Genomic DNA, 22,148 nt, shown 5'->3' on the forward strand with positions numbered 1-22,148 from the left:
ATCCGCTGTTTAGATATTTAGTACATAAAATAGGATATGCCATACTTACTTTGTTTGGAGTAATAACGGTAATATTTTTATTGTTTAATGTATTGCCTGGCGATCCAGCACAGATGATGTTAGGTCAAAATGAGGACAGCGAACAGCTTAATGCTGTAAAAAAGAAGTATGGTTTTGACCAACCACTGTCTGTTCAGTATGTCTATTATTTAAATGATTTATCTCCTGTCTCATTTCACTCTACAAAACAGGAAGACTACACGTATTTAAGTCCTAACAAGTACACTGCTTTTTCTCTGTTTTCCATTGGCAACATCATAACAGTGCTTAAATTTCCTTATTTAAGAGAGTCGTTTACAAAGCAAGGCAAAAAAGTGAGTAAGGTCTTAGGGGAAACCCTACCAAATACATTTGTATTAGCGATATCTGCCATAGGTATTGCTCTTTGTATTGGTTTAATTTTAGGGGTAGTATCTGCACTTAAAAAAGATAGTTTTACAGATAAGGCCATTCAGGTTTTAAGTACTTTAGGGATGAGTGTACCTTCCTTTTTTAGTGCCATACTGTTTGCATGGTTATTTGGTTATGTGTTACACAAGTATACTAATTTAGAAATGACAGGTAGTTTATATGAGTTGGACGATTATGGAGAGCAAACCCATTTAAAAATTAAAAACCTCATATTGCCAGCAATTGTTTTGGGCATCAGACCTTTAGCGGTTATTATCCAGCTTATGCGAAATTCTTTGTTGGAAGTTTTAAGCCAAGATTATATTAGAACCGCGAGAGCTAAAGGTTTAAGTGAGTTTCAAATCATAAAAAAACATGCTATTAAAAATGCTTTAAATCCTGTGGTAACAGCTATTTCTGGATGGTTCGCTTCTATGCTTGCTGGCGCTGTTTTTGTGGAATATATTTTTGGATGGAATGGTTTAGGAAAAGAAATTGTAAATGCTCTAAATACCTTAGATTTACCCGTAATTATGGGAGCTGTATTAGTAATTGCCACTTTATTTATAATTATAAATATATTGGTAGATGTTATTTATACGCTATTAGATCCTAAGGTAAAGTTGGAATCTTAAAAAATTTGAAATGAAACAAAACCTAATTATAGTATTTTTCTTATGTTTAATCTTTTGCTGTAAGTCTCAGGAAGATCCCTTACAATTTTCTACTGAAGCTTTGGAAGATGTTCTTATTGATAAGTTAAATGAAAAAGTAACTTTTCAAGATATATTAAATAAGCACAAAGGAAAAACAATTGTTATAGATGTGTGGGCTTCATGGTGTGGAGATTGTTTAAAAAGTTTACCAAAAGTAAAAGCATTACAAGCAGAACATCCCAATGTAGAATTTGTATTTTTATCTTTAGATAAAACTACGGAGAGCTGGAAAAAAGGGATAAAAAAACACAATATAAAAGGACAACACTATTTTTTATCTTCAGGTTGGAAAGGTAAATTAGGATCCTTTCTTAATCTGGATTGGATTCCAAGATATTTAGTAGTTGATAAAAACCAAAGAATAAAAGTCTTTTATTCTAAAAACATACAAACCCCAAAAATTAAAAACGCATTATTATGAGAAAACACATTGTCGCAGGAAATTGGAAAATGAATAACAATCTTGCTCAGACTCAAGACCTAATTACAGCTTTAAAACACCAAAACATCTCGTCGGATGCAGAGGTAATGATAGCACCATCTTTTACAAATTTATACTCTGCTTTTGAAACTTTAAAGGATCATCCGGTAGAAGTTATAGCTCAAAACATGCATTTTGCAGAACATGGCGCATATACAGGAGAAGTAAGTGCAAGTATGTTAGAGAGTGTTGGTGTAAAAACAGTTATTCTTGGTCATAGTGAGCGTCGAGCTTATTTTGGAGAAACCGACGATATATTAGCCAAAAAGGTAGATGCTGCATTTGCTGCTAACTTAAGAGTTATATTTTGTTTTGGTGAAGAATTGGCAGATCGTAAATCTGGAAATGAAGAAAGTGTTGTGGCCTCACAAATTAAAAATGCATTATTTCATCTAGACGCATCCGCTTTTAAAAATATCGTGTTGGCTTATGAGCCCGTTTGGGCTATAGGTACTGGAGAAACAGCAAGTCCGGAACAAGCTCAGGATATGCATAAATTTATTCGTAAAACATTAAACGATAAGTATGGTGAAGATGTAGCAGATCAAATGTCTATTTTATATGGTGGTAGTGTGAAGCCAAATAATGCTAAAGAAATTTTTTCTAAGCCAGATGTAGACGGTGGATTAATTGGTGGAGCCGCATTAAATGCTGACGATTTTTTTGCTATTGTTAACGCATTTTAAATTAGAGAGCAAAAGCTAAATTATATAAAATGTCAAATATCACATATATTGGTTATTATTTTACAGTAAAACCATTAGAGCCAGGCGTCGAAATTTTAATTGCAGAATTAGGTTATACAGGTTTTGAAAGTTTTGTAGAAACCGAATCTGGCGTTACTGCATATATCCAGAAAGAGGAATGGAATGAACAGATCTTAGACTCTGTTGAAATTTTAAAATCAAAGGAGTTTGAAATAACTTTTACTTTTGAAAATATTGAGCAGACCAATTGGAATGAAGAATGGGAGAAAAATTTTAATCCGATTGTGGTAGATAATAGATGTGCAGTAAGAGCCCCTTTTCATGAAAAGTTCGACACAGAATATGATATTGTTATTGAACCAAAAATGAGCTTTGGTACTGGTCATCATGAAACTACTCACATGATGATTCAACATATCTTAAATTACGATTTCAAGGATAAATCGGTTTTAGATATGGGTTGTGGTACAGGTGTTTTGGCTATTTTAGCCGAAATGCGCGGAGCTATACGTTTGGAAGCTATAGATATTGATAACTGGTGTTATTTAAACAGTTTAGAAAATGTAGAACGCAATAATTGTAAAAACATTACCGTTTTAGAAGGTGAAGCTCAACTTTTAGAAGGTAAAAATTTTGATGTGATAATTGCCAACATTAATAGAAATATTCTTTTACAAGATATAAAAACTTATGCTGATTGTTTAAATGAAAACGGAAGCTTATTTTTAAGTGGTTTTTATAAAGATGACATTCCTTTTATTGCAAAAGAATGCGAATTGTTTCACTTGAAAGAATCTAACCGATACGAAAGAAATAATTGGGTCGCGTTAGAGTTTACATATAATTAAATATTATGAGTACCAAAGAAATTACAAAGACAGAAACGATAACTAAAGAGCAAGTCGTTAAAGAGCATGAAATTGTTCTTTTTAATGATGATGTAAACACCTTTGATCACGTCATTGAAACTTTAATGCTTGTCTGTCACCATACCTCAGAACAAGCTGAACAATGTGCTCTTTTGGTGCATTATAAAGGACAGTGCACGGTAAAAACTGGAGCTCTTAAGGATTTAAAACCTCAATGTATTGCTTTGTTAACTGCAGGTTTAAGTGCTGAAATTATTTAGAAAAATCACTATTAAGTACATAAAAAAGGCTACCAAAATGGTAGCCTTTTTTTTAAATAAGATTGATAGTTTATTTCTTAACAGTATCTACAATTTTAAGATCAAATATTAAGTTAGCGTTTGGTGGAATAAGTCCGCCACCTGCGCCACGCTCACCATAAGCTAAGAAAGACGGGATAAATATACGCGCTTCGTCTCCCACATTCATATTAAGCATTGCTTCTCTAAATCCTGGTACTAAACGTGCACTTTGGTTGTAAATCATAGGAAAAGGTACATACATCCCTTTTTGATCTCTTACTTCATCGTACTTACCATTGTTTTTAGCAACTTCAGCCATACTGGTATCAAATAAAGTTCCATCTTCTAAATATCCAGCGTAGTCAATTAAAACTTGATCTTGAGGAGTTGGTTTTACACCTTCACCTTTTTTAGTAAAAATCATTACTAAGCCAGATTCTAACTTTTTAACTTCTCCGTTTGCAGCGTTATTTTTTTGAATAAACTCTGTTTTTGCTTTTTCTAATAAAGCTTGTAACGCTTTTTTCTCTTCTTCTAATTGAATAAAGTGATTTTCAAAAACTTTAGGTGCATCAAACTTTTTCGCTGCTTTCCCTTTTCTAATAATATTAACCTCTTTAATAACCACAGAATCAATTGGTTTAGAACCAGCTCCAACTTTTACGTTAGAAATGGAATCTTGAACATCTAAACCAACAACCAATTCACCAAAAACAGTATGTTTGTTATTTAAATGAGGCGTAGGTACTTCAGTAATAAAAAACTGACTACCATTAGTTTTAGGACCACTATTAGCCATAGAAAGGATTCCTGGTTTATCATGTTTCAAACTATCTACAAACTCATCTCCAAACCGGTATCCAGGAGATCCTGCTCCAGTACCTGTTGGATCTCCACCTTGAATCATAAATTTATCCATTACTCTGTGAAAGGTAGTTCCATTATAAAATTTCTTATTTGTATATGCAGTATCAACCTTAGTGTTTGTTCCTTCTGCTAAAGATACAAAGTTTGCAACCGTAGTTGGGGTTTGCTCAAAATGTAACTCTGCTACCATCGTACCCTTATTGGTAACAATCTCCGCATACATTCCGTCTTCTAATTTAGGATATTTTCCTTGGCATGAGGCATTAGTTAAACCAGCTAAAATAGTTAGCATTAAAAGTTTAAAAAAGTGTTTAAGTGAATTTTTTTTCATTTGAATTTATTGTTGATTTTTAGTTATTTTATTTACAGAAACTTTACAAATTAAAGGAATATTAGTGCCAATTTTATTTTCATCGCCATAATACCCAAATGCTTTTTGAGAAGGAAATATAAATGTAGCAGTTTCTCCTTCGCTAAGAAGCTTTAAACCTTCTCTTAAACCAGTAAAGATCTCTTCTTTATCCATAGCGTAATTTTGAGTTTTTATCTCGTCTTTACTATAAATAGTTTCGCCATTAATACTTTTTATGTTATAGTTAAAGTTAATAATGTCTCCAAACTGAGGTAAATATGAGGTTGAATCTACCTTTGTATTAAAGTAATAATAAAACCCATAATTTGAAGAAATATAATCGTTTAAAGAATCATTTTGAATGATTTGGTCGATTAGCTCGTTTTCTTTTTTATTTAAACTTATATTTCTTTCAGCTGAATTTTCAATGAATGAGCCGGTTTTTACCGAAATAGGTTTTCTAGCTTCTGGAGATTTACAACCCATGAAGCTTACTACGATTAATAATATATATAGAAAATTAAACTTCATTTTGTAGTGCTGTTTTATACTCAGGCAATATACTAATAAATCTTTCAATAGTTTTTTCTAGAGAGTCATTACTTTTTCCTCCAGCAGCATTATTATGTCCGCCGCCTTCAAAATGTTTACGAGATAATTCATTTACCGAAAAATCACCTTTTGATCTTAACGAAATTTTGATAATTTTATTTTTTTCATCTTCGATAAAAATAGCAGCTAAGACACATTTATTTATTGATAGAGCGTAATTTACAAAACCTTCAGTATCTCCTTTTTTATAATCAAATTCATTCAATTCATTTTGAGATAAACTAATATAAGCTGCATTATATTCTGGTAATATCTTAAGATTAGTTAAAGCAGTACCTAATAATTGTAACCTATTAAAACTATTTGCATCAAAAACACTATTATGAATTTTAGTATTATCTGCTCCTTTATTTATAAGTTCTGCAATAACGTGATGTGTCGTAGCAGTAGTCGATCTATATCTAAACGAACCTGTATCGGTCATGATACCTACATAAATGCATGTAGCTATTTCTTTATTAATAAGTTTTAACTCATTCAAACTTGATATAAAATGATAAATCATCTCACAGGTAGAGCTCATTTCAGGATTACTAAATGTAAATTTTGCAAAGTCATCTGGTTGTTGGTGATGGTCAATCATGACTTTTTTAGCAGAACTGTTTTCTAAAAAAGGCTCTAGATCTCCAGTTCTATGAAAGGCATTATAGTCCAAAGCAAAAATCAAATCGGCTTCTTTTATATAATTTGCACAAGTTTCTTTATCGTCTTCAAATTTTAATATTGAAGCTTGTCCAGGAAGCCATTTTAAAAACTCTGGATAATCGTTAGGAACAATAACTTTAGAGTTAAGTCCCATATTTTGTAAAAATAAATGCAAAGCTAAAGATGAACCAATTGCATCTCCATCTGGATTTTTGTGCGTTGTAATTATAATTTGTTTTGATGCTTTAAGAACATGCTTAAAGTCTTCTATTTTATTAAATATCATAGTACGAAGATATCAATATCTTTCCAAATTTATGTTTTTCATCCTTGTTTTTAACACGTTCATCGAAAACTTTAAATTTATTAACAATTGGCGCTACTATATCGATGTAGTTATACTAATTTCGCGCCCTGAAAATAATTTTAACAAAAATTTAATTCATTATGAAAAAAAATTACATTTTACTTTTTTTATCAATTTCATTCTTATTTTTAAGTGTAAAAGATTCTAATTTTCAAATCTCTGAAATGGTTTTAGTAGAAGGTGGATCCTTTTTACAAGGTTCTCCTTATAGTGATGGCTTTGCAGAAAAAGATGAGCAGCCTCAAAATAAAATCACTGTAAGTTCTTTTTACATGTCTAAGTACGAAGTTACTGTAGAGGAGTGGAAAGCATATGTAAAAGACAAAGGAATTAAAATGCCAGCTACTCCAAAATGGGGTTGGGATGATAGTTTTCCAATTAGTAATATAACTTGGGACGATGCTATAGAGTATTGTAACTGGTTAAGTGAGAAGCATGGTTTAGAGCCAGCTTATAAACGTCGTGGCTCGTACCCATATTGTAATTTTGATGCAACTGGATATAGAATGCCAACCGAAAGTGAGTGGGAATTTGCTGCGCGTGGCGGAAATAAATCTAAAGGATTTTTGTATGTTGGTTCTAATACACCAGACAGAATGTCTTGGCATCAAGAAAATAGTGACGCAAGACCGCATACTGTAGGTACAAAATATGCCAATGAGTTAGGTATTTACGATTTGAATGGAAATGTTTGGGAATGGTGCTGGGATATATATGATGAACAATATTATAATGATATTAAGAAAGAACTTACAAGTGCGGAAAATCCTAAAGGAGCAACAGATGGTGAGTATAGAGTTGTAAAAGGTGGTTCTTGGGATAGTAAAATTAGTTTTTTACGTCCAGCCAATAAAGTTAGAACTAAACCTTCTCAGGTATATGATTTTTTTGGATTAAGATTGGTTAGAACAGCAAAATAAAATTTAGCTTTTATAATTAGTATTAAATCTTAAATAATAATTACTTTTGCACCAAAATTTATATAATGACAACGAATAGAACATTCACCATGTTAAAGCCAGATGCTGTTGAAAAAGGACACATTGGAGCTATTTTAGAAAAAATTAATGCCTCAGGATTTAGAATTGTTGCATTAAAATTAACACAAATGACTAAGCAAGATGCTGAGTCTTTTTATGCAATTCATAACGAGCGTCCATTTTTTGGAGAACTTGTTGAGTATATGACAAGAGGACCAATTGTTGCAGCAATTTTAGAAAAAGAAAATGCAGTTGAAGATTTTAGAACTTTAATTGGAGCAACTAATCCAGCAGATGCAGCCGAAGGTACTATTCGTAAATTATATGCAGCCTCTATAGGAGAAAATGCAGTACACGGAAGTGACAGTGATGAAAACGCAGCAATAGAAAGCGCATTCCATTTTTCAGGAAGAGAGCAGTTCTAATATATTTTTAAAATATAAAAAAAGCCTAAGTTTTACTTAGGCTTTTTTTTGTTTGTATATAAACGGTTAATTTATTTAAGTTTAGACAAAATAAAAGCGGCTAATCATTTGATTAGCCGCTTTTTGTAATGATTTAAAGAATATATATAAATTATACTACTTTTACATTTACTGCGTTTAAACCTTTTCTTCCTTCTTGTAAGTCGAATTCTACAACATCACCTTCACGAACTTCGTCGATTAATCCAGAGATGTGTACGAAATGGTCTTTGTCTGATCCTTCTTCAGTTATAAAACCGAATCCTTTTGAATCATTGAAAAATTTTACTGTGCCTTGAGCCATTTTAAAAAATATTAAATTTGTAATTACTGCAAATATAGTTTATAATATGTAACGAAGTATAAAATTTACATTTATTTACAAAAAATAAAATATTACCTTAAAACAAGTTTACTAATTATGGGCTTACCTATAGCTCCATTAAGCATAGTAATAATTTTTTCTTTACCATAACTTAACTCTTCTCGCAATACACTAGAACTTAGTTGTACGTATAAAGTGCCCCTCTTAAACTCTATTGCGGTGGTATAGTTGTTCACACCACTTCCCATTTCTGTTTTCCAAGCATCATAAATTTTAACTTTATCTAAGCCTTCATCTAATTTATGGTCACTTACAAACTCACTAAGTGCTTCAGAAAATTTTAAAATATCATTATTTCTCTTGCTCATGTTTATAGTTTTATAAGTTCATACCTTTTGTAAAGATAAACGGCGTCATCATCATTTTTTACTTTTAGTTCGTCTTTACTTAATTCTAACACCTGTTCTGTTCGTTCAGAAAATGGTGTTTTATATTTTAAGTAAATTATGTTATCTTCAATAATTACTCTTAATTCTTCTTCAATGTCTGTGGCTATAAACGTTTTTTTAAAAGTTGGTTTTACTTTCTTTTTAAAGCCAGTAAGGCTGTCAGTTACCTTTATGTAATCTACATACTCACTTATTGTGTAGGTTTTGGTTATCCCATTAGATGTAGCTTCCTTTATTTCCCAATAGCCGTTTAGATAAGGTAATTGTTTTTCTGGATTCTGAGCACAACTTACACAAATAAAAACTAGAATGAGGTAGTTTAGCGTTTTCATAAATTAAATATTTTATAGGATTGATGGACTTGCTTCACAGCTCTTTCTGTTCGGTCGGCGTGTGTGTCACTTATAAATATCTGTCCAAAAGTAGCTTCATTTACCAAATCTAAAAGTTGTGTAACGCGTTGCTCGTCTAATTTGTCAAAGATATCATCTAATAGCAAAATAGGAACATCACCGCTTTGTTGCTTTATAAATTCAAATTGAGCTAACTTTAAAGCAATAAGATAAGATTTTTGTTGTCCTTGGCTACCAAACTTTTTTATTGGATGTTGGTCTATTTCAAAAATCAAATCATCTTTATGAACTCCTACACTAGTATATTGAAGTGCTTTATCTTTATTAATATGCTGCTCTAACAGGTTTAAAAGACACTCTTGTTCTAAATCACTGCTGTAAGTTAAGCTTACTTGCTCTTTCCTATTTGTAATAGCTTGATGTTTTTGCTGAAAGATAGGAGAAAAGACCTCTATGAATTGCTTTCGTTTTTTATATATAATGGCACTAAAATTATCAAGCTGTTCATTGTAAACACTAATAGTATCTTTATTATAGGTGTTATTTAGTGCAAAATATTTTAATAAAGCGTTACGTTGACTAATAATCTTATTATACTTAATTAAAGCTTCTAAATATACCTTATCACTTTGCGAAATAACATTGTCCATAAATTTACGACGCGTTTCACTTCCATCTGTAATTAAATCTCTATCGGCGGGAGAAATAATAACTAAAGGTAAAAAACCAATATGGTTACTTAGTTTATCGTAAATCTTATTGTTGCGTTTAATAATTTTTTTTTGTCCTTTTTTAAGACTAACTACTATTTTTTCAATTTGCTCATGTTTCTCGTAGTCACCATTAACCACATAAAAATCTTCATCATGTTTTATATTTTGTTTGGCAATTGGATTAAAGTAACTTTTACCAAATGAAAGGTGGTAGATAGCATCTAAAACATTTGTTTTGCCCACACCATTATTCCCGACAAAGCAGTTAATCTTTGTATCGAAATTAAATGTTTTAGAATCAAAATTTTTATAATTTAAAACGGAAAGTGTTTTTAATATCATTAAAAAATATAATTACAGTATTTAGTATTGTAGTGCTTTCTAGAAATAGAACTGCAAATTATTGAAAAATATGCAATAAATAGGCTTTTTTATATGCAGAAAAATTATATTTTTGTGCGCATTAATAAAACAACTATGGCAACATATAATAAAAGAGGTTACAAGCAGAAAAAACAAGTAGAGGCAGAAATATCTTCAGAAGACGAAATTATCAATGCGGAAGATTCTACCACTGCAGAGGTATTTAATTCCTTAGACGAAGGTGCTAACAAAGCAGAGGAGTTTGTAGAAAAAAACCAGAAATATATATTTATTATTATTGGTGTGGTAGCATTAGTGGTATTGGGATACATAGGTTACAATCAATTTGTTGCTAAGCCACAACAGGCTGAAGCGATGAACGATATGTATTTATCTCAAACTTATTTTAATGAAGCAGTTGCTGCAACAGGTAGTGCTAAAGACTCTTTATTTAATTTGTCTTTAAAAGGGAATAACGGGAAGTTAGGAATGTTAGATGTAGCTAACGAATATGGTAGTACAGATGCTGGAAATTTAGCTCATTACTATGCAGGAATGGCTTATTTAAACACTAAAAAGTATAAAGAAGCAGTAGAGCATTTAACTCAGTTTGAAAGTGAAGATGAAGTTTTAGCTCCATTATCTAAAGGCGCTATTGGAGATGCATTTGCTCAGTTAAACCAAAAAGAAGATGCTTTGGATTATTATAAGCAAGCCTATAAGTTAAGAACTAATGACTATACGACTCCAACTTACATGTATAAAGCAGGTATAATGGCATTAGATTTAGGTAAAACAGATGAAGCTATTTCTTTATTTGAGCAGTTAAAAAATGATTATCCTAATGCAACAGAGTCAAGTAACGTTGATGTGTTTTTAGGAAAAGCTCAGGCAATGAAAAACTAATTATGGCAACAACTAATTTATCAGAATACGATAAGACAACAATCCCAGACGCGAAGAACTTTCGGTTTGGGATTGTTGTTTCAGAATGGAATACACACATTACAGAAGGTCTTTATAACGGCGCTAAAAACACGCTTTTAGAACATGGCGTAAAACCCGAAAATATTATAAAATGGGATGTTCCGGGTAGTTTTGAGTTAATTTATGGTGCTAAAAAAATGCAACAACAGCATGTTAACGCAGTAATAGTTATTGGAAGTGTTATAAAAGGAGAAACGAAGCATTTCGATTTTGTTTGCGATGGTGTTACTCAAGGCATAAAAGATTTAAATGTTTTAAATGAAACACCTGTGATTTTTTGTGTATTAACAGATGATACTGAACAGCAAGCTATAGATAGAAGTGGAGGAAAGCATGGTAATAAAGGTACAGAAGCGGCTGTAGTTGCTATTAAAATGGCAGATTTAAGACAAAAGATTTAAAACCTCCTTAAAAATAAATTCTAAAAGCCAAATACCTTTGTATTTGGCTTTTTTGTTAACAATTTTTAAGAGTTTACTACCTGTAATCCTAGCTAAATTAAGTATTTTTGGTGTTTAAGCTTTCTATGTTTTAATTATGTTCCAACCTAAAAAGAACAGACAATTTAATTACCAGTCCCGCTTCTCTAAGTCAGAGCAAAGCGAACAAGAATCTTTTAAAAAGAAATTAGCAGAAGAGCTAAAAAGACAACCAAAACGCAGTAAAACTAAAGTTTCTACGCTAATTTTTTTAATTGGCTTACTAATTGTGGTAATAATAGCCATGTATATTTTAGAATCTAAAATAAATTAAAATGTTATGGGACTTTTAAAACGCAGAAAAAATAAAAAATTTAGTTACGAGCCTCGTTTTTATAAAGGAGATGGAAATCCTTATGAAATAAAACATAAGTTTGATGACTTTAGAACAACCGTTGGTGATGCGCCTAATTTTAGACAAAAATTAAATCGTGCAATAGAAGATTATAAAAATAATACAGATAAAGCCAGTGCCAAACGTTTTCTTATTATATTTTTAGTCTTACTTCTCGTAGCTTTATTTATTATAGATTTTGACCTTTCCATATTCTTCAAAAACTAATATGGCAGATATTATACAATTATTACCAGACCACGTTGCTAACCAGATTGCAGCAGGAGAAGTCGTGCAACGACCAGCATCTGTGGTTAAAGAACTTTTAGAAAATGCTATAGACGCTAAGGCGACTTTTATAAAACTTCTTGTAAAAGAAGCTGGAAAAACGCTTATTCAGGTTATAGATGATGGTGTTGGGATGAGCGATACCGATGCACGACTAAGTTTCGAGCGTCATGCCACGTCCAAAATTAAATCGGCAGAAGATTTATTTCTTTTAAATACTAAAGGATTTAGAGGTGAGGCTTTAGCAAGTATTGCTGCAATTGCCCATGTAGAACTTAAAACCAAACAAGATTCTCAAGAAGTAGGAACTTGTATTGTAATAGAAGGTAGCCAGGTCACTTCTCAAGAGGTTGTTGTTACGCCAAAGGGAACAAGTATAGCAGTTAAAAATTTATTTTTTAATATTCCTGCACGTCGTAATTTCTTAAAATCGAATGCAGTTGAGTTGCGCCATATTATTGATGAGTTTCATCGGGTTGTTTTAGCACATCCTAATATTGGATTTGCACTCTATCATAATGGTAGTGAATTGTTTAATTTACCAGTAAGTAATTACAGACAACGTATTGTAAATGTTTTTGGTAATAAAACCAATGAAAAATTAGTTCCGGTAGATGAAACTACCGAAATTGTTAAAATTTCCGGATTTGTAGGTAAGCCTGAATACTCTAAAAAAACGAGAGGAGAACAATACTTTTTCGTGAATGATAGGTTTATAAAAAGTGCCTACTTAAACCATGCTATTGCTGCAGCATATCAAGGGTTATTAAAAGAAGGCTACCATGCTACTTATTTTTTATACTTAGAGGTTAATCCGCAAAGTATAGATATTAACATTCATCCTACTAAAACCGAAATTAAGTTTGACGACGAGCAAACACTATACGCTATCTTACGTTCTGCAGTAAAGCATAGTTTGGGGCAATTCAATATTGCACCAGTTTTGGACTTTGAAAGAGATTCAAATTTAGATACCGCTTACAATACAACTAAAGTTCATCATCCTAAAGTGGAAGTAGATAGAGGTTTTAATCCTTTTTCAGCTGAAAAACAAACGATTGCAAACAATGCTCCAACTCATAAAAACTCTTTCAAAAAAGAGCCTTCAGCGCAGTGGGAAAGTTTGTATGTGGGTTTAGAATCCAAAAGTAATGATACTGCCAATCAATTTAGTGCAGTAGAATTTGAGAGTGAACCTGAAAAAATTTCAATTTATAACGAAACGGTTAAAGATGAAATTACGTACAGTACCTATCAGCTTAACAATAAATATATTATAAGCACTATAAAATCAGGTATGTTATTAATCGATCAAAATAAAGCACACCAACGTGTTTTGTATGAAGATTTTTTAAAGCATATCACGGTAAAGGAAGCCATGAGTCAACAACTCTTGTTTCCGTTGGTGCTTCATTTCTCTAAACAAGACATAGAGGTTATAAAACAACTAAAACAAGATTTAGAGTACACTGGATTTATTTTTCAAGCCATCACAAAAGAATCAGTGGAGATTACAGGAGTACCTGTAAGTGTCCCAGAAAGTGAAGTGTCTATTCTATTGGAACAATTAGTAAGTGATGTTGAAAATGAAGTTCCGGATGCTAATTTTAGTGTAACCGACTTAATAGCGAAGTCTTTAGCAAAAAGCTTATCTATTAAAAATGGACAAAAATTAAATCATACCGAGCAGGAACACTTAGTCAATAGTTTATTTGCTTGCAAAGAACCTGCAATTTCACCAAGTAATAGAAACACGTTTATTACTATGACGGTAGATGAACTGGATAAAAAATTTGTATAAATTATGATGCGTATTACAGATACTGTTAAGCACCTAATTATAATTAATGTTCTATTTTTTGTAGGAACTATTAGTATTGGTGGTGGAAATTTATTTTATGAATGGTTTGCATTATACTTTCCAGAAAGTGAAAAATTTCAATTCTGGCAAATTGTTACCCATATGTTTATGCATGGCGGTTTTATGCATATTGCTTTTAATATGTTTGCGTTATGGATGTTCGGTAGCGCGGTTGAAGCAAACTTAGGTAGAAATAAATTTTTATTTATTTATTTTTCTGCTGGTTTAGGCGCTGTTTTATTTCAGGTAGGATTTAATTATTTTGATTTTACAAGCACTGTAAATGGTATAATGGAATCTGGGTTTAACAGGTCTGATATTATCCAGATGATTACAGAAAACAAGGTGCCAAGTACCATATCTGGAGAACAGTTAAGCGAGTTACAAAAAGCTTTTACTATCTTTAATGGTTCTATGGTTGGTGCATCGGGATGTATTATGGGAATACTTGCAGCATTTGGGGTTATGAACCCTAATGCAGAATTAATGCTTATATTCTTTCCTGTTCCTGTTAAGGCAAAATATTTTATTCCTGGTATTATACTTTTAGACATCATTTCAGCGTTTTCAGGACAGTCATTTTTTAGTCCAAGTAATACAGCCTACTTGGCTCACGTTGGTGGAGCACTTGTTGGTTTTATAATTATGTGGTACTGGAAAAAAAATAGTTTTAATAAATACCGTGCAGATTAATGGCATTTTTAGAAGATCTAAAATATAAATATCAGCGTTTAAATGGTTTAGATAAACTCATAGTTATAAACACGGCTATTTTTGTAGTCGTTTTACTTTTTAAACCGGTTTTATTGCCGGTATTGAAATGGCTGCGTTTGGAAAGTACATTTTCAGAGACAATAATTCAACCTTGGAGTATATTAACATATGCCTTTTTACATTACGATTTTTTACACCTTTTATTTAATATGCTTTGGCTTTATTTTATTGGGCGCATGTTTTTAAATTTATTCAATATAAAGACGGCACTTAATATTTATTTTCTTGGAGCTTTATCTGGAGGTGTGTTATTTTTATTAGGATACAATCTTTTTCCGCAAGTATTTGCTACTTCGGCTTATTTAATTGGAGCTTCTGCAGCAGTTCGTGCCTTACTTATTTTTTTATGTACTTACATGCCAAACCAAGAGGTACGTTTTTTTACATTTAATATTAAACTTTATTATATAGGTATAGCAATAGTTGTTATAGACTTAATAGGTATTATGGGAAACAATGCTGGTGGAAACCTGGCACATTTAGGCGGTGCTCTTTTAGGTTTTGTATATGCTAAGCAATTAGCACAAGGTACAGATATTGGAGCTGGGTTTGGCAGATTTATGGACACTGTTTCAGGTTGGTTTAGTTCTAAAAAAACACATCAATTTAAAACCGTGTATAAAAACAAATCGAAAGATACGCTTGCTCAAAAAGAGTTTAAAGATTTAAATAAACAAAAACAAATAGATACCATTTTAGATAAGATTAGTAAAAGTGGTTATGATAGCTTAACCAAAGCTGAAAAAGATTTTTTATTTAGAGCAGGGAAATGAGTGTTTGGTTTTAAGTAATTTATGTTGAAATAATATAGAGCATTTGAAAAATTTAAATTTTATAGACAAAATACTTTTTATCGCTAATTCTATTGTGGCGTTTGTATTGCTATTGGCTTATTTTTTGCCTCTAATGCCTCCAAAAAATTTCGCAATCCTTTCTGTCTTAAGTTTAGGCTTACCACTATTAATGCTCTTAAATGTGTTGTTTTTTGTGTATTGGCTAGTTAAAATTAAGCGGCAAATGATTTTATCTTTAGTGGTTGTAGCGTTTGGTGTGTTTTTGTTTGGCTCACTATATAAATTTTCAAATTCAGATAAGAAACCTTCTTCAAAGAGTTTAAGCGTGATGAATTATAATGTACGTTTATTCGACTTATATGATTGGATTCCAGAAGAAGGCACTCAGAAAAAAATTGAGGCGTTTATTAAAAAAGAGCAACCGGATGTATTGTGTATTCAGGAATATCATCCCACAAAAGAAGTTGATTTATCTAGTTATAAATATAAATATGAAAGTATTAAGGGGAATAAAATAAAATATGGCCAAGCTATATTTTCTAAATTTCCCATTGTAAATTCGGGATCTGTAGAATTTCCGGAGACAGCCAATAATGCCATATTTGCCGATGTAGTTGTTAAAAAAGATACGATTCGTGTATATAACATACACTTACAATCTTTAAAAATCGATAAGAAAGTTGAAGACTTAACCACTTCCGAGTCGGAAGAAGTGTTTATGGGTGTGGGTAAAACTTTTAAAATGCAGCAGTTTCAATCGGAACTTTTTTTACTGCATAAAGCGCAATGTAAATACAAAACCATCATTTCTGGAGATTTTAACAATACAGCGTTTTCATATGTTTATCGAAGTATTAAAGGAGAGATGAAAGATACTTTTAAACAGTCAGGAAACGGATTCGGTAGAACTTTTAATTTCAAATTTTTCCCTTTAAGAATTGATTTTATCTTAGTGGATGAAGCTTTTACAGTTAATAATTATAGAACTTATGATGTCCAATTATCGGATCATTATCCTATAAAAACCAGCTTATCATTCTAATTTTTTTAGAAACCAGAGTTTAATAACATACAATCTGTTGTATCTGCAATGATATGACAAACTAAACCTATTCCAATTAGTCTGGTTTTTTCCCAAAATATGGCTAATATGTAAATAGAAATTGCTAAGTAACTATGTAAAAAATGATAATTAATACTACAACGGTCTGGACTAAAAACTGGTGTGGCTACCAAATGATCTAAATCTATTAAGAATCCTAAGAGAAAAATAAAATAGACTTTTAAAAATTTAGGTTTATAAAAAAATAAAGCAATTCCTAGTGGTAGGAAAAAATGAATACCATAATGGATGCTAAGTCGGAGCATGAGGTAACTGTTGAGATTCTAAATATATTAAGGCATTTGGACCTTCATTAAATAATAGATCTAAAATACTTAAATTATTTATGTAGCCGTGTTTTTCAGCAAAAACCTGATGGTAAGGTGCTAAATCAAAGCCTTTAGAGTTTCGCTCTGCTAGAAATCTGTAATCTGTTTTAGTATCGATTTCTTTTTCAAAACGAGTAGTTTTAGAAGTTTTAAGGTCTAATTGAAGACATTCACAAATAACCTGAATACTTGCAAGATTAAAATCCATTAAATTCTCAAAAGTCTTCGAATATAACGGCTTTAATTCATCTTCGTAAAATTCGAAAAATGGCGAAGTTTTGTAAGCCGATTCAAATGATTTCCAATGATTTGTCTGCCATTTTTCAGTATTAAAAATTTTAATATCCTTGTAAAGTGTTCTGTTTTTTTGAGAATAAATGACAGGTATATTTAGCTGAAGCTTACCATTAGCGCCATATATGTGAAAACGATTTCTGTAGGTTTGTTTCTGAAAGTTATCACACATTTCAAATGTAACTGAATCAGATTGAGCTATTACGGCAAAACTGGAACAGTTAGGAAATGGAGTAGGAGTGAGTAAACTATTCAAAAATAAATTATCTAAGAATTAGTAGAATGTTTTTTCAATTTAAATTGATATTGAATTTGTAAGAAAAATGAATTTGTATATAGTTCTTCGCCTTCAATTTTACTTATATTTATTAGACCTAAGTGGTTTCTAAATTCTAAATTTAAGCGATTTCCATTTTCAAATTTAAATCCTTTACCTATCCCAAAAGCAACTCCAAAATCTACAGGTTGCAAAAATTGCTCGCTTCCTCGGTCCGATACATTTTCACCATCTATACGAGCAGAAATGTCATTTAATGAATCGATAAAAACACCTCCATTAATAAAATAATCATGATTTGAACCAAAATTATATTTTGCCATTATAGGAAAAGAAAAATAATTAATTGTTGTCTTTTGACGTTCAAATCCATTAGAAATAATGACATTGTTTTCGTCCCGTAAAGGGTTTTCTTTTAAATCTCGATAGACACTTTTATTGTGGAAATTAATAGATGCAGAAATACTTAAGTTTTTAACTATTCCAATTTCTAAATTTATTCCTAATAAATAATTTAATCCAATTTCATTTTTTTCTGCTTCTTCGTTCCCTCTAAAATTTGAAACAGTTAAACCTGAATTAACTCCGAAATAATTCCCTGTCTGAGCATAAATGCTTTGAAACACGAAAGTTAAAACTATAATTAAGCTAATTTTTTTCATGATTAGTATTTAATGTTTTTTCTTTCTCTTTTTAAATTTTGAATATGCTATATAGCTGGCAATAAGAAGTAATACGACAACCAAGTAAGAGGTTGGTTTTCCATTACCGCCAACAGTGGTAAACAAACGTTCCCATCTAATTTTATTTAATCCGGTAGCATTACTATCCCAGCTCATCCAAACCATTACAGGTTTTCCTACAATATGGTCTTGAGGTACAAATCCCCAAGCTCTTGCGTCTTGAGAGTTATGTCTGTTGTCACCCATCATCCAGTAATAATCCATCTTAAAGGTATAACTGGTTGCTGATTTCCCATTTATAATAATTTGATTACCGTTTACTTTTAAATCATTTTCTTCATAAACAGAAATAATACGTTGATAAAGTGGTAAAACATCCAGGTTAAGTTGAACTGTTTTTCCTGCTTGTGGTATATAAATAGGACCAAAAAAATCACGGTTGAAACTATAGTCAGGTGACTTAGGGAAAATCTCCGAATCTGCACCAGAAGCTAAATCTTTAGTTACAGAAATAACGTTCGGGTTATTTTTAAGTTTTTTGGCTAAATCCTCAGTAAGATTTACATTTAATGCTTTATCAGAAAAGTCTAGATTTAATTTATCATAAACCTCTTGAGATACATTTCCAGTAAAAGCAATAGTTTCACCATCATCACTAACCGTTTTTAAATTAAGGTTATTGGTTTTGAAGTAATTTTGAAGTCTTTCATCTTCATACATGGATTTTTTCATTTGAAAAACACGACTGTACTCAGTAATTTTATATTGATCTATAAAAGCTTGTGAAACACCATTCTTTAAAACAACTGTATAGAAAAATTGAAGCTTAGCACGATCCGGAAGATTATTTTGTTTTCCATTAATATAAACGAAACCATTTTTTATTTCTAAAGAATCTCCCGGTAAACCAACACAACGTTTTACATAATTAGATTTTTTATCTAACGGTTTATTTTTTACTTCCCCATACGGATTGGTAATATCTACTAACGTATCTACAGGCCAGTTAAAAACTACAATATCATTACGTTTAATATCTTGAAATCCTGGAAATCTAAATTTAGGTAATTGTGGTTTTTCTAGGTAAGACGGAATAGTTGTCCCGGGTATAGCATCGTGTACCATTGGTAATGCAACTGCTGTTTGAGGTGTTCTTGCACCGTAATGAAATTTACTTACAAAAAGAAAATCGCCCACTAAAAGTGTTTTTTCTAAAGAAGATGTAGGTATTACAAAGGGTTGAATAAAATAGGTGTGTACAATTGTAGCTGCTACAATAGCAAATAAAATAGAGCTTATCCAGTCACCAGCATCTGTTCTTGGTTTTAAATCTCTGTCTTCAATATAAGTTAAATCTAATGCATAGCTCAAATAAAAACTGTAAAACCCTAAACTTACAATGGCTAAAATAGTATCTGTAGTAGAGTGTTTCCCAAAACTTCTTGCAATTTCTACCCAAATAACAGGGAACATTATAAGATTAACTATAGGTAAAAATAAAAGTATGGTCCACCACCAAGGTCTATTAATAATTTTCATTAAAATAACCGCATTGTAGACAGGGACAAACGCTTCCCAAGATTTTCTTCCTGCTTTTACATAAAGTTTAAAGGTGGCTAAGCCATGTAATACTTGTATAACGAAAAATAATAGGATCCAGCTTTCTAAACTCATGAGATAATATTTTAATAGATTGACTTAACTGCTACAGTAAGTCTGTAAATATGGTATTTTGTTACAAATATATTGGTTGTTAACTTAAATTTAGCACGTCTTTCATGGTATAAACGCCTTGTTTACCAATTAGCCATTCCGCAGCTACAATAGCGCCTAAAGCAAATCCGTTTCTGTTATGTGCTTCATGCTCTATAGTTATCGTGTCAATGTCACTTTTATAAGTAACTATATGTGTCCCAGGAACATTTTCAATACGTTTAGCTTCAATAGGTAAAGCTCTAGCTTCGTCTTCCAAAGACCACTTGGTATAATGTTTTTGATTTGTTATAATATCTTCGGCTAAAGTAATAGCGGTACCGCTTGGCGCATCTAATTTTTGTGTGTGATGAATTTCTTCTATATTCACTTTATAATCTTCAAACTGTGACATCATTTGAGCCAATTTAGAATTTAATTCAAAAAACAAATTAACGCCCAGACTAAAGTTAGAAGCGTAAATAAAAGCACCCTTTTTTTCGTGACACAAATTTACAGCGGTATCAAATTGTTTTAACCAGCCAGTCGTACCTGAAACCACAGGAATATTGTTGTTAAAACATGTAGAAATATTATGAAATGCGGCTTCTGGAATACTAAAGTCTATTGCAACATCGGCTTGCGTAATATCTACATTATCAATTTGAGATGTTTTTATAACAATAGTATGACCTCTTTGTATAGCTAGAGCTTCAATGGTTTTACCCATTTTTCCATAACCTAGTAAAGCTATTTTCATTTAAAAAATTAATTAAAATTGATAGTTTAATGTTAGTCCAAACCTGCCTTTATTATCAAATTCTTCAATCTTATAATGTGGCTTAAAACTTAAATCGTCATTAACATTAAATTGCATTAAGTGTGCATCTACGTTGGCATCAATAATATTTAATGCATATAAACCAAAAGTAATTAATAAGGATAATTCTTTATTTCGGCGCAAGGTTTTTTGAGCCTCCAGAAGTCCGTCATCGGTTAATTGACCTTGAAACTCATCATCTTGAAAACCTGCTAAACGCCTTTTATAGGCATCTCTAACGTCATTATATTGATTATTGTTGGTCACATAAAAATAAATTCCTGTACCGATTGCGGCATATACAATAGGAATTTTCCAATATTTTTTATTGTAAGCCTGACCTAAACCAGGAAGCACAGCAGAGTAAAAGGCAGCTTTACTAGGAGAAAGCGCATCGTATTCTTTCTTAATAAATGCGGTAGAGTCACTAACCACCAAAACATCTTCAGTTTCTGTGACTATTTTTGCATCTTCATTCTGTGCTAGGCTATAAAAACCACTCAAAATAAAACATAAAAAAATGATTTTATTGGTCACGCTCAACGAGTTTTTTTATACGGTTAAAATCTTCTTCTGAATGAAATGGAATCGTGATTTTACCTTTACCATTAGATGAAACTTTAACGTCAATTTTATGACCAAAGTATTCTGAAAACTCTTTTATTCCTTTTTTTATGTATTTAGGTAAGTCTGAAGTTTCTTTTGTTTTCTTAGGAAGTTCTATACTATCTGTGGCATTATAACTTTTAACTAAAGCTTCTGTGTCTCTAACAGATAGTTTGTTGCTTAATATTTTCTCGTAAATATCTAATTGTACACTTTGGTCTTCAATATTAATTATGGCACGTCCGTGACCCATAGAGATAAAACCATCTCTCATACCGGTTTGAATAATAGGATCTAGCTTTAATAAACGTAAATAGTTAGCAATTGTGGAACGTTTTTTTCCCACTCGCTCGCTCATTTGCTCTTGTGTTAACTGAATCTCGTCTATTAAACGCTGGTAAGACAATGCAATTTCTATAGGGTCTAAATCCTGACGTTGGATATTTTCCACTAAAGCCATTTCTAGACTTTCTTGGTCATTTGCAATACGAATGTAGGCAGGAATAGTTTTTAAACCAATACTTTTACTAGCACGAAAACGACGTTCTCCAGAAACCAGTTGGTAACTGTTAAAACCTAGTTTTCTTACGGTTATAGGTTGAATAACGCCTAACTCTTTTATAGATGAAGCTAATTCACGTAACGATTCTTCATTAAAACTGGTTCTTGGTTGAAATGGGTTCATTTCAATATCACCTAATTCTAATTCTACAATATTACCAATAACTTTATCGGCATTTTTATCGTTTACTGAAGATATATCGTTGCTTGGATCTTTTAATAATGCAGACAAACCTCTACCTAGAGCCTGTTTTTTTACTGCTTTTGCCATAA

Annotated in this window: 29 protein-coding genes; 15 read left to right on the forward strand and 14 right to left on the reverse strand. The window is 31.5% G+C overall.

Features of this window, described 5'->3' with window-relative positions; genetic code table 11:
• Nucleotides 1–5 precede the first annotated feature (5 nt).
• Genes C7H52_RS11835 through C7H52_RS11855 form a run of 5 tightly spaced genes read left to right on the forward strand, consistent with a single transcriptional unit; the run spans nt 6 to nt 3,483 of the window.
• The gene (locus tag C7H52_RS11835) at nt 6–1,085 is read left to right on the forward strand and encodes an ABC transporter permease (RefSeq protein WP_106464116.1); all 1,080 of its coding nucleotides are present in this window, start codon (nt 6–8) and stop codon (nt 1,083–1,085) included.
• 10 nt (nt 1,086–1,095) lie between these two features.
• Entirely contained in the window at nt 1,096–1,587 is a 492-nt protein-coding gene (locus tag C7H52_RS11840) for a TlpA disulfide reductase family protein (protein WP_106464117.1), read from the forward strand.
• Nucleotides 1,584–2,333 carry a triose-phosphate isomerase gene (gene tpiA / locus C7H52_RS11845; RefSeq protein ID WP_106464118.1) on the forward strand — a complete coding sequence of 250 codons (750 nt, stop codon included), beginning with the start codon at nt 1,584–1,586 and terminating at the stop codon, nt 2,331–2,333. Before C7H52_RS11840 ends, tpiA begins: the two co-directional genes overlap by 4 nt.
• A 29-nt stretch (nt 2,334–2,362) precedes the next feature.
• Nucleotides 2,363–3,202, forward strand: a complete 840-nt coding sequence (gene prmA, locus C7H52_RS11850; RefSeq protein ID WP_106464119.1) for a 50S ribosomal protein L11 methyltransferase — start codon at nt 2,363–2,365, stop codon at nt 3,200–3,202.
• A gap of 5 nt (nt 3,203–3,207) precedes the next feature.
• A complete protein-coding gene (locus C7H52_RS11855; RefSeq protein WP_106464120.1) occupies nt 3,208–3,483 on the forward strand; it encodes an ATP-dependent Clp protease adaptor ClpS in 276 nt (91 codons plus the stop codon).
• A gap of 70 nt (nt 3,484–3,553) precedes the next feature.
• Here C7H52_RS11855 and C7H52_RS11860 read toward each other — a convergent pair whose 3' ends face one another.
• Genes C7H52_RS11860 through C7H52_RS11870 form a run of 3 tightly spaced genes read right to left on the reverse strand, consistent with a single transcriptional unit; the run spans nt 3,554 to nt 6,266 of the window.
• On the reverse strand, nt 3,554–4,702 hold the full coding sequence (locus C7H52_RS11860) for a peptidylprolyl isomerase (RefSeq protein ID WP_106464121.1): 1,149 nt from the start codon (nt 4,700–4,702) through the stop codon (nt 3,554–3,556).
• A gap of 6 nt (nt 4,703–4,708) precedes the next feature.
• Nucleotides 4,709–5,254: a gliding motility-associated peptidyl-prolyl isomerase GldI gene (gene gldI, locus C7H52_RS11865; RefSeq protein ID WP_106464122.1), complete on the reverse strand. Its 546-nt coding sequence runs from the start codon at nt 5,252–5,254 to the stop codon at nt 4,709–4,711.
• A complete protein-coding gene (locus C7H52_RS11870; RefSeq protein WP_106464123.1) occupies nt 5,244–6,266 on the reverse strand; it encodes a DHH family phosphoesterase in 1,023 nt (340 codons plus the stop codon). Before C7H52_RS11870 ends, gldI begins: the two co-directional genes overlap by 11 nt.
• Before the next feature lie 161 nt (nt 6,267–6,427).
• Here C7H52_RS11870 and C7H52_RS11875 point away from each other — a divergent pair, with 161 nt between their 5' ends.
• Together C7H52_RS11875 and C7H52_RS11880 are read left to right on the forward strand one after the other, a co-directional pair.
• The gene (locus tag C7H52_RS11875) at nt 6,428–7,267 is read left to right on the forward strand and encodes a formylglycine-generating enzyme family protein (protein ID WP_106464124.1); all 840 of its coding nucleotides are present in this window, start codon (nt 6,428–6,430) and stop codon (nt 7,265–7,267) included.
• A gap of 65 nt (nt 7,268–7,332) precedes the next feature.
• The gene (locus tag C7H52_RS11880) at nt 7,333–7,752 is read left to right on the forward strand and encodes a nucleoside-diphosphate kinase (protein ID WP_106464125.1); all 420 of its coding nucleotides are present in this window, start codon (nt 7,333–7,335) and stop codon (nt 7,750–7,752) included.
• 151 nt (nt 7,753–7,903) lie between these two features.
• Here the strand turns inward: C7H52_RS11880 and C7H52_RS11885 are convergent, their stop codons facing one another.
• The 4 genes from C7H52_RS11885 to recF form a co-directional block, all read right to left on the reverse strand.
• Complete coding sequence (locus C7H52_RS11885; RefSeq protein ID WP_106464126.1) at nt 7,904–8,095, reverse strand: cold-shock protein; 192 nt, start codon at nt 8,093–8,095, stop codon at nt 7,904–7,906.
• A 92-nt stretch (nt 8,096–8,187) separates the two neighbouring features.
• On the reverse strand, nt 8,188–8,484 hold the full coding sequence (locus C7H52_RS11890; RefSeq protein ID WP_106464127.1) for a DUF721 domain-containing protein: 297 nt from the start codon (nt 8,482–8,484) through the stop codon (nt 8,188–8,190).
• A 2-nt stretch (nt 8,485–8,486) separates the two neighbouring features.
• Complete coding sequence (locus C7H52_RS11895) at nt 8,487–8,897, reverse strand: lipocalin family protein (protein ID WP_106464128.1); 411 nt, start codon at nt 8,895–8,897, stop codon at nt 8,487–8,489.
• Nucleotides 8,894–9,973 (reverse strand): DNA replication/repair protein RecF, encoded by a 1,080-nt coding sequence (recF, locus tag C7H52_RS11900; protein WP_106464129.1) that lies wholly within the window; start codon nt 9,971–9,973, stop codon nt 8,894–8,896. The genes C7H52_RS11895 and recF overlap by 4 nt, the downstream gene beginning before the upstream one ends.
• Nucleotides 9,974–10,108: 135 nt before the next feature.
• On the opposite strand from recF, the gene C7H52_RS11905 reads away from it, so the two are divergent.
• The 8 genes from C7H52_RS11905 to C7H52_RS11940 all read left to right on the forward strand — a co-directional run bounded on the left by C7H52_RS11905 (nt 10,109) and on the right by C7H52_RS11940 (nt 16,553).
• Nucleotides 10,109–10,900, forward strand: coding sequence for a tetratricopeptide repeat protein (locus C7H52_RS11905; RefSeq protein WP_106464320.1), 792 nt, complete (start codon nt 10,109–10,111; stop codon nt 10,898–10,900).
• A 2-nt stretch (nt 10,901–10,902) separates the two neighbouring features.
• The gene (ribH, locus tag C7H52_RS11910; RefSeq protein WP_106464130.1) at nt 10,903–11,382 is read left to right on the forward strand and encodes a 6,7-dimethyl-8-ribityllumazine synthase; all 480 of its coding nucleotides are present in this window, start codon (nt 10,903–10,905) and stop codon (nt 11,380–11,382) included.
• 136 nt (nt 11,383–11,518) lie between these two features.
• Nucleotides 11,519–11,734 carry an anaerobic C4-dicarboxylate transporter family protein gene (locus tag C7H52_RS11915; RefSeq protein ID WP_106464131.1) on the forward strand — a complete coding sequence of 72 codons (216 nt, stop codon included), beginning with the start codon at nt 11,519–11,521 and terminating at the stop codon, nt 11,732–11,734.
• 6 nt (nt 11,735–11,740) lie between these two features.
• Nucleotides 11,741–12,022 carry a riboflavin synthase subunit beta gene (locus C7H52_RS11920; protein ID WP_106464132.1) on the forward strand — a complete coding sequence of 94 codons (282 nt, stop codon included), beginning with the start codon at nt 11,741–11,743 and terminating at the stop codon, nt 12,020–12,022.
• A gap of 1 nt (nt 12,023) precedes the next feature.
• Nucleotides 12,024–13,883: a DNA mismatch repair endonuclease MutL gene (gene mutL, locus C7H52_RS11925; RefSeq protein ID WP_106464133.1), complete on the forward strand. Its 1,860-nt coding sequence runs from the start codon at nt 12,024–12,026 to the stop codon at nt 13,881–13,883.
• Between the two features lie 3 nt (nt 13,884–13,886).
• A complete protein-coding gene (locus C7H52_RS11930) occupies nt 13,887–14,636 on the forward strand; it encodes a rhomboid family intramembrane serine protease (RefSeq protein ID WP_106464134.1) in 750 nt (249 codons plus the stop codon).
• Nucleotides 14,636–15,490, forward strand: a complete 855-nt coding sequence (locus C7H52_RS11935) for a rhomboid family protein (protein WP_106464135.1) — start codon at nt 14,636–14,638, stop codon at nt 15,488–15,490. The genes C7H52_RS11930 and C7H52_RS11935 overlap by 1 nt, the downstream gene beginning before the upstream one ends.
• A 43-nt stretch (nt 15,491–15,533) precedes the next feature.
• Nucleotides 15,534–16,553, forward strand: coding sequence for an endonuclease/exonuclease/phosphatase family protein (locus C7H52_RS11940; protein ID WP_106464136.1), 1,020 nt, complete (start codon nt 15,534–15,536; stop codon nt 16,551–16,553).
• A gap of 5 nt (nt 16,554–16,558) precedes the next feature.
• Here the strand turns inward: C7H52_RS11940 and C7H52_RS11945 are convergent, their stop codons facing one another.
• The 7 genes from C7H52_RS11945 to C7H52_RS11975 all read right to left on the reverse strand — a co-directional run bounded on the left by C7H52_RS11945 (nt 16,559) and on the right by C7H52_RS11975 (nt 22,146).
• Complete coding sequence (locus tag C7H52_RS11945; RefSeq protein WP_106464137.1) at nt 16,559–16,879, reverse strand: DUF6122 family protein; 321 nt, start codon at nt 16,877–16,879, stop codon at nt 16,559–16,561.
• Nucleotides 16,866–17,492 carry a WbqC family protein gene (locus C7H52_RS11950; protein ID WP_106464138.1) on the reverse strand — a complete coding sequence of 209 codons (627 nt, stop codon included), beginning with the start codon at nt 17,490–17,492 and terminating at the stop codon, nt 16,866–16,868. The genes C7H52_RS11945 and C7H52_RS11950 overlap by 14 nt, the downstream gene beginning before the upstream one ends.
• Before the next feature lie 11 nt (nt 17,493–17,503).
• A complete protein-coding gene (locus tag C7H52_RS11955; RefSeq protein WP_106464139.1) occupies nt 17,504–18,175 on the reverse strand; it encodes an outer membrane beta-barrel protein in 672 nt (223 codons plus the stop codon).
• Nucleotides 18,176–18,184: 9 nt separating this feature from the next.
• Nucleotides 18,185–19,870, reverse strand: coding sequence for a signal peptidase I (gene lepB, locus C7H52_RS11960; RefSeq protein ID WP_106464140.1), 1,686 nt, complete (start codon nt 19,868–19,870; stop codon nt 18,185–18,187).
• A 79-nt stretch (nt 19,871–19,949) separates the two neighbouring features.
• Nucleotides 19,950–20,648, reverse strand: a complete 699-nt coding sequence (gene dapB, locus C7H52_RS11965; protein WP_106464141.1) for a 4-hydroxy-tetrahydrodipicolinate reductase — start codon at nt 20,646–20,648, stop codon at nt 19,950–19,952.
• A gap of 12 nt (nt 20,649–20,660) precedes the next feature.
• Complete coding sequence (locus C7H52_RS11970; RefSeq protein ID WP_106464142.1) at nt 20,661–21,245, reverse strand: DUF5683 domain-containing protein; 585 nt, start codon at nt 21,243–21,245, stop codon at nt 20,661–20,663.
• A complete protein-coding gene (locus C7H52_RS11975) occupies nt 21,235–22,146 on the reverse strand; it encodes a ParB/RepB/Spo0J family partition protein (protein ID WP_106464143.1) in 912 nt (303 codons plus the stop codon). The genes C7H52_RS11970 and C7H52_RS11975 overlap by 11 nt, the downstream gene beginning before the upstream one ends.
• Between the last annotated feature and the right edge of the window lie 2 nt (nt 22,147–22,148).

This window comes from Aurantibacter aestuarii (assembly GCF_003008425.1).
Lineage (GTDB): Bacteria > Bacteroidota > Bacteroidia > Flavobacteriales > Flavobacteriaceae > Aurantibacter > Aurantibacter aestuarii.

Bases quoted from the DNA above. Each gene is read 5' to 3' on its own strand.
- recF (WP_106464129.1), bottom strand. From the start codon at position 9,973: ATGATATTAAAAACACTTTCCGTTTTAAATTATAAAAATTTTGATTCT.
- C7H52_RS11930 (WP_106464134.1), top strand. From the start codon at position 13,887: ATGATGCGTATTACAGATACTGTTAAGCACCTAATTATAATTAATGTT.
- C7H52_RS11905 (WP_106464320.1), top strand. From the start codon at position 10,109: ATGGCAACATATAATAAAAGAGGTTACAAGCAGAAAAAACAAGTAGAG.
- C7H52_RS11855 (WP_106464120.1), top strand. From the start codon at position 3,208: ATGAGTACCAAAGAAATTACAAAGACAGAAACGATAACTAAAGAGCAA.
- C7H52_RS11875 (WP_106464124.1), top strand. From the start codon at position 6,428: ATGAAAAAAAATTACATTTTACTTTTTTTATCAATTTCATTCTTATTT.
- C7H52_RS11895 (WP_106464128.1), bottom strand. From the start codon at position 8,897: ATGAAAACGCTAAACTACCTCATTCTAGTTTTTATTTGTGTAAGTTGT.
- C7H52_RS11915 (WP_106464131.1), top strand. From the start codon at position 11,519: ATGTTCCAACCTAAAAAGAACAGACAATTTAATTACCAGTCCCGCTTC.
- tpiA (WP_106464118.1), top strand. From the start codon at position 1,584: ATGAGAAAACACATTGTCGCAGGAAATTGGAAAATGAATAACAATCTT.
- C7H52_RS11890 (WP_106464127.1), bottom strand. From the start codon at position 8,484: ATGAGCAAGAGAAATAATGATATTTTAAAATTTTCTGAAGCACTTAGT.
- C7H52_RS11840 (WP_106464117.1), top strand. From the start codon at position 1,096: ATGAAACAAAACCTAATTATAGTATTTTTCTTATGTTTAATCTTTTGC.
- C7H52_RS11945 (WP_106464137.1), bottom strand. From the start codon at position 16,879: ATGCTCCGACTTAGCATCCATTATGGTATTCATTTTTTCCTACCACTA.
- dapB (WP_106464141.1), bottom strand. From the start codon at position 20,648: ATGAAAATAGCTTTACTAGGTTATGGAAAAATGGGTAAAACCATTGAA.
- gldI (WP_106464122.1), bottom strand. From the start codon at position 5,254: ATGAAGTTTAATTTTCTATATATATTATTAATCGTAGTAAGCTTCATG.
- C7H52_RS11860 (WP_106464121.1), bottom strand. From the start codon at position 4,702: ATGAAAAAAAATTCACTTAAACACTTTTTTAAACTTTTAATGCTAACT.
- C7H52_RS11920 (WP_106464132.1), top strand. From the start codon at position 11,741: ATGGGACTTTTAAAACGCAGAAAAAATAAAAAATTTAGTTACGAGCCT.
- C7H52_RS11975 (WP_106464143.1), bottom strand. From the start codon at position 22,146: ATGGCAAAAGCAGTAAAAAAACAGGCTCTAGGTAGAGGTTTGTCTGCA.
- lepB (WP_106464140.1), bottom strand. From the start codon at position 19,870: ATGAGTTTAGAAAGCTGGATCCTATTATTTTTCGTTATACAAGTATTA.
- C7H52_RS11885 (WP_106464126.1), bottom strand. From the start codon at position 8,095: ATGGCTCAAGGCACAGTAAAATTTTTCAATGATTCAAAAGGATTCGGT.
- ribH (WP_106464130.1), top strand. From the start codon at position 10,903: ATGGCAACAACTAATTTATCAGAATACGATAAGACAACAATCCCAGAC.
- C7H52_RS11870 (WP_106464123.1), bottom strand. From the start codon at position 6,266: ATGATATTTAATAAAATAGAAGACTTTAAGCATGTTCTTAAAGCATCA.
- C7H52_RS11880 (WP_106464125.1), top strand. From the start codon at position 7,333: ATGACAACGAATAGAACATTCACCATGTTAAAGCCAGATGCTGTTGAA.
- C7H52_RS11955 (WP_106464139.1), bottom strand. From the start codon at position 18,175: ATGAAAAAAATTAGCTTAATTATAGTTTTAACTTTCGTGTTTCAAAGC.
- C7H52_RS11935 (WP_106464135.1), top strand. From the start codon at position 14,636: ATGGCATTTTTAGAAGATCTAAAATATAAATATCAGCGTTTAAATGGT.
- prmA (WP_106464119.1), top strand. From the start codon at position 2,363: ATGTCAAATATCACATATATTGGTTATTATTTTACAGTAAAACCATTA.
- mutL (WP_106464133.1), top strand. From the start codon at position 12,024: ATGGCAGATATTATACAATTATTACCAGACCACGTTGCTAACCAGATT.